Source organism: Thalassospira sp. UBA1131 (assembly GCF_002311515.1).
In the GTDB taxonomy this organism is placed as follows: Bacteria; Pseudomonadota; Alphaproteobacteria; order Rhodospirillales; family Thalassospiraceae; genus Thalassospira.
Genome location: NZ_DCAO01000031.1, coordinates 1 through 6,882, shown reverse-complemented (window position 1 = coordinate 6,882; position 6,882 = coordinate 1). Strand labels below are relative to the sequence as shown.

The window sequence follows — 6,882 nt, the reverse complement described above, 5'->3', positions numbered from 1 at the left end:
CCCTCTGCCTTGCACCAGTCGATGAACAGATCACGGCTTTCACGGTCAAGATCGGTCAGCGCCAGACGGCAAACGCCGTCCTTTGCGGTTTTGCCGATCTTGGCCATTTCCATCAGGCTATCCCAAAGGCGGTCACCATCAATTGACAGGTTACGTACACTGGGTTGAGCAGTCATTCGTCAGTCCTTTTGGTTTTGGTGGCGTTTGCACGGATGGCTTATTCAGCAGCCACGCGCATGGGATTAAGCGGATGTTCGGGCCAGGTCATCGGCGGCTTGTCGGTCTTGACCGGTTCCATGGTGATGCAATCCGGGACCGGGCAGATGTGATAGCAAAGGTTACAACCCACGCATTCCTCATCGACCACTTCAAACAGACGGCCGCCTTCGGGCTTGTCGGTCATGGTGATTGCCTGGTGCGAGGTATCTTCACACGCAATATGGCAACGACCGCACTCGATGCAGTTATCCGGGTTGATCACCGCCTTGGTGTCGAAGTTCATGTTAAGCTCGTTCCAGTCGGAAACCTGCGGAACGGCAGCACGGGTGAACTGTTCGACACTGGTATAACCCTTGTCATCCATCCACTGGCTCATACCATCAATCAGGTCATCGACCACACGGAAGCCATAGATCATCGCAGCCGTGCAAACCTGAACGGCGTTCGATCCAAGTGCCATGAATTCAACGGCATCTTTCCAGGTGGTGATGCCCCCGATACCGGAAATCTCAAGATCGCGGGTTTCGGGTGTGCGGGCGATTTCAGCCACCATGTTCAGCGCAATCGGCTTGACCGCCGATCCGCAATAGCCGCCATGCGTGCCCTTGCCGTCAACAACCGGCTCCGGGATCATGTTGTCGATATCGACCGAAACGATGGAGTTAACGGTGTTAATCAGCGATACGGCATCCGCCCCGCCCTTAAGCGCGGCTTCGGCCGACCACAGGATGTTGGTGATGTTCGGGGTCAGCTTGGTAAAGACCGGAATATCGACCGCATCCTTCACCCACCGGGTGACCTGTTCGACCATTTCCGGCACCTGACCGATGGCCGATCCCATGCCGCGTTCGCACATGCCGTGCGGGCAACCAAGGTTGAGTTCCAGACCATGCACACCGCTTTCGGCGATCTGCTGGGCCAGGTCCTTCCAGGCGCGTTCCTCGATCGGGGCCATCATCGATCCGATGATGACGTGATCAGGATACTCTTTCCGGCATTCGCGAATTTCCTGAAGGTTGGTGGCAAGCGGACGGTCGGAAATCAGCTCGATATTGTTGATACCAAGCAGACGCCGGTTCTGGTCATGGTGCGCGCCGTAGCGTGATGAGACGTTAACCACGGGCGGATCAATGCCCAGCGTCTTCCAGACAACCCCGCCCCAGCCTGCTTCAAAGGCACGAACGACGTTGTATTTCTTGTCCGTCGGCGGCGCGGAGGCCAGCCAGAACGGGTTTAGCGAATCAATACCGGCGATTTTGCAGCTTAGATCAGCCATTTTCTCTCTCCCTTTGGTTAGCGTTTCACGCGGATTTCAGGAATGCATCAATGGCGATGGCGGCCTGTTTGCCGTCTTCGACCGACTGAACAGTCAGGTCTTCGCCACTCTTGATGCAGTCCCCACCGGCGAACACGCCCGGGGCGGTTGTCTGATAGTTTTTATCGACCACGATCTTGCCGCCGGTGATCTCCATCCCGGCAAGGTCATCGGTTTTGATTTTTTGTCCGATGGCCTTCAAAATCTGGTCTGCACGCACTTCAAAGGTTTCGCCTGTGCCAACAAGTTTGCCATTGGCATCAAGTTCGGTCTTTTCGAACTCCATACCCATCAGCTTGCCATTGGCCTTGATCGCAACCGGCTTTGCCCAATAGCGCACAACAACGCCGTTGGTTTTGGCCAAATCCTGTTCGAACTCAGTGGCGGACATGTTTTCCGCACCCCGGCGGTAAACAAGGGTGACTTCCTCAGCCCCAAGGCGTTTGGCCTGAACCGCGGCATCAATTGCAGTGTTACCACCACCAATGACGATCACGTTGTTGCCAACCGGCATGTCGGATTTCGGTTCGGTCTGACGCAGTTTTTCAATGAAATTGATTGCATCATCAACGCCTGGGAAATCTTCGCCCTTAAGACCAAGATCATTGGTCGAGCCAAGGCCGACACCAACAAACACGGCGTCGTATTTGGCTTTGAGGTCGGCAAGGTTGATGTCCTTGCCAAGCGCCTTGTTATATTCGATTTCAATCCCGCCAATGCCCAAAAGGAATTCGACTTCGCGCTGGGCGAAATCGTTGGTCATCTTATAGGCGGCCAGACCATATTCATTAAGCCCGCCCGGTTTCGGCTTGGCTTCGAACACGACAACGTCATGGCCGAGCATCGCCGCACGGTGCGCACAGGAAAGGCCCGCCGGACCGGCACCGACAACGGCAATGGTTTTGCCGGTTTTCGGCGCACGTTTGAACGGATGGGGCAGATCGCGCGCCATCAGATGGTCAACCGCGTATCGTTGCAGGCTGCCGATCTCAACGGCGGTATCTTCGGCGACGCTACGAACGCAGGCCTCTTCACACAGCACTTCGGTCGGGCAGGCGCGTGCACAGGTGCCGCCCATGATGTTGGCCGACAAAATGGTCTTTGCCGCACCATCCGGGTTGCCGGTGCTGATTTTGCGAATGAAGGATGGAATATCAATTGATGTCGGGCATGCGGTTACGCATGGCGCGTCATAGCAATACAGGCAGCGGTTGCTTTCCGCCATGGCCTGAAGCGTGGAATAGGCCGGATGCAGATCGGAAAAGCCGTCATCTGCGTCATTGTGACCAGCACCGCCATGAACGGCACCGGAATTTGAAGCTTGCTTGGCCTGCAAGGTGGTCATTTGTTTGTCTCCCTGCCAAAAAGGCGTCCTCTCCTGACGTCATCGAGAGACAAAACAAGAATGACATTACAATCGACCGCGGGCCAAAAATGATCGCAGCTATTGCGCGATCAGAATGCAATTATGGCGTTACGTGGACGGGCGGGCCCGACCAACTCAGGGTCTCTCGTACTGACATTCTTGGCGTATCCGTTCAGACAATGCTGAACTGTTTCCCAGTATTTGATCTGCCGTGTGGTTATAGTTTCGGGGTTATCCCCGGTTGATACACGTGCAGATGCCTCTCTCTGACGGATACAGCATGTCCAATCCTGATCATTTGGTCAAGATTAAAAATCCGAATTCTTGGTTGGGTCGCAAAACACCTGCATCCGCGCTGAAAAACCGGGGTCCGGCATCACCATATCCGCATCGGGTTGCAGCCCCTTGGACATCCGATATGTCCCTGATTTGGCAACATTTTGTGCTGGCTTTATTTAGACAAACTAAAGTAACGTCATCGGACAAACCCACTTCGGAAAGCCTTCGATGACCCTTGTAAACGATGCCACCGACACCCTTCCCGACCGTCAACCGTCGGTGCGTGCCGTTGCCATGCCGTCCGATACCAACCCGACCGGGGATATCTTTGGCGGCTGGTTGATGTCGCAAATGGACCTTGCCGCCGGAACCGCCGCCGCACGCCGGGCCAAGGGCCGAACCGCAACCGTCTTTGTCGACAGCATGTCGTTCCTGCGCCCGGTCCATGTCGGCGATGAAGTGTCGTTCTTCACCGAAATCATCCATGTCGGGCGCACATCCCTTCGCATCCATGTCCAGGCCTGGCGCCAGACCCGCTTTGAAGAAACATCCGATAAGGTCACCGAAGGTATCTTTACCTTTGTCGCGCTCGATGAGGCCGGCCGCCCCCGCCCGCTTGATCCCGATCCGGAAGACGCCTTGTCCGAGGCCTGATCAAGTATCCGGGTCAAACATCCGAGCCAAGCAACGGACTTTGCAGATACGCCACAAGCAATTCTCCGACCGCGACGAAGCTGTCGATGTGAGCACGTTCATGCCCGTGCGATGCATCCAGCCCGAAACAGATCAGTGATCCGCGCGCGTCATAGCCGGCTTCAATCCCGGCGGCCACGTCGCTTCGGTAAAACTTGAACACATCGCGGGAATGCTCGATGCCGTTTGCTTCGCACAGATCAAGCAAATGGCGATTAAGCTTGCGATCAAACGGGCCGGACATGTCCTTCATCGCAATGGTCACGCCATATTCGCTGGTGTTCTGCCCCGGCGCGAAGGTGCCGTTATCAACCGCGACCAGTTCGGCAATATCATCATCAAGGATGTGCGGCGCGCCATGACCGACTTCTTCGGCAATGGTAAACAGGATTTTGCAATCGACCGGCAAGGATACCTTTCCCGTCACAAGCGCACGGACAGCCGCCAGAACAGCCGCCACACCCGCCTTGTCATCAAGATGGCGCGACACGACAAAGCCGCTGTCGGTAAATTCGGCATTGGTATCAATCGCAACCATATCCCCGACATTGATGCCAAGGGCCACCACATCATCACGATTGGCAACCCGCGCATCCAGACGCAGCTCAAGCTGTTCCCATGTAACCGGCTGGCTTTCGATTTCGGTGTTATAGGTATGGCCTGATGCCTTGATCGTCAGGATCGTCCCGCGTGTTGTTTTGCCGTTATCGGAATAGACCGTCACGCGCGCCCCTTCGGCAAAGCGCGAAGACCAATGCCCGATCATGGCGACTTCCAGTCGGCCATTATCCTTGATCTGTTTGACCATCGCGCCGAGCGTATCAAGATGGGCTGCGACCGCACGGTCGGATCCCTTGGTCTGGCCCGGAATGACAGCCCGGATCGCACCCCGCCGGGTTAGTTCAAACGATATTCCCATATCGCGCAACTCGTCACAGACGAAGTCCACGGCGCGCTCGGTCATGCCCGTCGGGCTGTCAATCGTCAGAAGCCTTGCCAGAACCGCACTGAGATATTGTCGATCAATATGGGTTTCAGACATGATACCCGTCCTTAAATTCTTGTATAATGTCGGCTCAAAGATCAGTGTTTGGTTGCGATACCCGAAAGTGCTCGCAATTCGGCACTGGGTGACAAGTCACGCGGCAGATCGATATTGCCCGACCGGAAAAAGCGGTTTTCGACCACCGCTTCCTGTTCTTCCATCAAACGTTGGGCGGCACACATGTGTTGATAGGTAACCGCACGCGCCGTTTCACCATCCCCCTTGCGAAGCGCTTCGATCAGGCGGAACTGATAGTTGCGCCCCGTTTCGCGCAGTTCTGTGTTGGGCTGATCATAAATCTTTTTGCAGACCGTCAAATTCATCAGTAAATCGATCATGAAACGACAGATAAATGACAGCAGCGGATTGGGGCAAAGCTCCACCAGAACCAGATGGAATTCCAGTTCCTTGATGCGTTGGCGTCGCGCCTCCTCGATCGAGGTCGGATGGCTCGCATACCATGTCATGACCTCTTCAAGTCGTTCGAAATCGTCTTCTTCCAGATGACCGATACAGGCCGCGGCCATTTCCGGTTCCAGCAAGATACGAAGCTCGTAAATGTCGCGGATCGTAAGGTCCTTGAAAAAGAAGTAATTGGCCAGAAGTTCGACCGCGCGTCCCTCGGACACGGTATCAATAAACGCCCCGCCGCCCGGTCCGGTCCGGGTTGCGATAATCCCCTGCGTTTCCATGGATTTCAGAGCTTCGCGCACGGTCCCCTTGGATGCGCCCAACAGTGTAATCAGTTCCGCTTCCTGTGGCAGACGCTCGCCCGGACGCAGCCCGGTTTGCGCGATATAATCTTTCAGCGCGTCGGCAATGATATCGGAACGTTTTCGCTCTCGCTTGCGCGGGCGTGTGGTCAGTTCCAAGTCCTGTTTCGGCCCCTTGATCGGGTTCTTTGTCATTTGTTTTTCCCTGTCGCGCCCAAACGCATTCCGCCCCCTATTCTAACCTTTTTCAGGACCTTGTCACCGGATTGAGCGGATGCAGACATGCCGCATCGTGGTTATCCAACCCGTATTGTGTCTCCGGGACGGTGGCAACACAATCATCCTGGGCCCGCGGGCAGCGCGGCGCAAAGGCACAGCCCGGCGGCGGGGCCAGCGGATCGGGCAGTTCGGCACTGGCATCTTCGACCGTAAGGCCGCGTTTACCCGGTACTGGCGCACTATCAAGCAACAACCGGGTATAGGGATGCTGCGGCTTTTCAAACAATGCCCGTCCCGGCGCCTGTTCAACGACCCGGCCGAAATACATCACGGCCACCCGGTCACTGACCGCTTCGACCACGGAAAGGTCGTGACTGATAAACACATAGGTCAGGCCAAATTGCGCCTTGAGTTCCGCCAGAAGGTTCAAAACCTGCGCCTGCACAGACACATCAAGGGCCGAGACCGGTTCATCAAGCACAATGATTTCCGGTTCTGCCGCAAGAGCGCGCGCAATGCCGATGCGCTGTGCCTGCCCGCCGGAAAATTCATGCGGATAACGATCAAGAAATTCCGGACGCAGATTGACCGCATCCATCAATTCCTTCATCCGCTTGTCAAGCGCATCGCCCGAAAGACCGCGCAAATGACGTAGTGGGGCCGCCAGCGTTTCTCGGATCAGCTTGCGCGGATTAAGCGAACTGATCGGGTCCTGAAAGACATATTGAATGCGCTTGGACAGGGCATGGCGATCCTGGGCGATCAGATCATTCATATCCGATCCGGTCAGGGTAATATTGCCCTCTGTCGGACGATCAAGCCCGACCAGCATGCGCGCCAGCGTGGACTTGCCACAGCCTGACTCCCCGACAATACCCAGTGTCTCTCCCTTGCGCACGGCAACATCAATGCCGCGCACAGCATAGACAGTCGGCTTGCGCCCGCCCAAAAGCGTACGGCCACCGCCAAAGGTGCGAACAAGATCGCTGGTTTGCAAAACGACGTCAGACGTCTCAGACATTTGCCGCCTCCA

6 protein-coding genes are annotated in these 6,882 nt (G+C 56.0%); 1 reads left to right on the top strand and 5 read right to left on the bottom strand.

Annotation, left to right across the window (positions count from 1 at the left end):
- Positions 1–217: 217 nt before the first annotated feature.
- On the bottom strand, positions 218–1,495 hold the full coding sequence (preA, locus tag B3Z49_RS04340) for an NAD-dependent dihydropyrimidine dehydrogenase subunit PreA (protein ID WP_008890132.1): 1,278 nt from the start codon (positions 1,493–1,495) through the stop codon (positions 218–220).
- Between the two features lie 25 nt (positions 1,496–1,520).
- Positions 1,521–2,879, bottom strand: a complete 1,359-nt coding sequence (locus B3Z49_RS04335) for an NAD(P)-dependent oxidoreductase (RefSeq protein ID WP_296988471.1) — start codon at positions 2,877–2,879, stop codon at positions 1,521–1,523.
- A gap of 528 nt (positions 2,880–3,407) precedes the next feature.
- Here B3Z49_RS04335 and B3Z49_RS04330 point away from each other — a divergent pair.
- On the top strand, positions 3,408–3,833 hold the full coding sequence (locus B3Z49_RS04330) for an acyl-CoA thioesterase (protein ID WP_120226549.1): 426 nt from the start codon (positions 3,408–3,410) through the stop codon (positions 3,831–3,833).
- Positions 3,834–3,846: 13 nt separating this feature from the next.
- Here the strand turns inward: B3Z49_RS04330 and B3Z49_RS04325 are convergent, their stop codons facing one another.
- From B3Z49_RS04325 to B3Z49_RS04315, 3 genes are read right to left on the bottom strand one after another with little or no spacing between them, the layout of a single operon-like run.
- Positions 3,847–4,914 carry an osmoprotectant NAGGN system M42 family peptidase gene (locus tag B3Z49_RS04325; RefSeq protein ID WP_296988469.1) on the bottom strand — a complete coding sequence of 356 codons (1,068 nt, stop codon included), beginning with the start codon at positions 4,912–4,914 and terminating at the stop codon, positions 3,847–3,849.
- Between the two features lie 41 nt (positions 4,915–4,955).
- Positions 4,956–5,825: a FadR/GntR family transcriptional regulator gene (locus B3Z49_RS04320; protein WP_064788377.1), complete on the bottom strand. Its 870-nt coding sequence runs from the start codon at positions 5,823–5,825 to the stop codon at positions 4,956–4,958.
- A gap of 52 nt (positions 5,826–5,877) precedes the next feature.
- Positions 5,878–6,870 (bottom strand): ABC transporter ATP-binding protein, encoded by a 993-nt coding sequence (locus B3Z49_RS04315; protein ID WP_296988466.1) that lies wholly within the window; start codon positions 6,868–6,870, stop codon positions 5,878–5,880.
- Positions 6,871–6,882 lie beyond the last annotated feature (12 nt).

Coding starts and splice junctions, on each gene's coding strand:
- B3Z49_RS04335 (WP_296988471.1), bottom strand. CDS start 2,879: ATGACCACCTTGCAGGCCAAGCAAGCTTCAAATTCCGGTGCCGTTCAT.
- B3Z49_RS04330 (WP_120226549.1), top strand. CDS start 3,408: ATGACCCTTGTAAACGATGCCACCGACACCCTTCCCGACCGTCAACCG.
- B3Z49_RS04320 (WP_064788377.1), bottom strand. CDS start 5,825: ATGACAAAGAACCCGATCAAGGGGCCGAAACAGGACTTGGAACTGACC.
- preA (WP_008890132.1), bottom strand. CDS start 1,495: ATGGCTGATCTAAGCTGCAAAATCGCCGGTATTGATTCGCTAAACCCG.
- B3Z49_RS04325 (WP_296988469.1), bottom strand. CDS start 4,914: ATGTCTGAAACCCATATTGATCGACAATATCTCAGTGCGGTTCTGGCA.
- B3Z49_RS04315 (WP_296988466.1), bottom strand. CDS start 6,870: ATGTCTGAGACGTCTGACGTCGTTTTGCAAACCAGCGATCTTGTTCGC.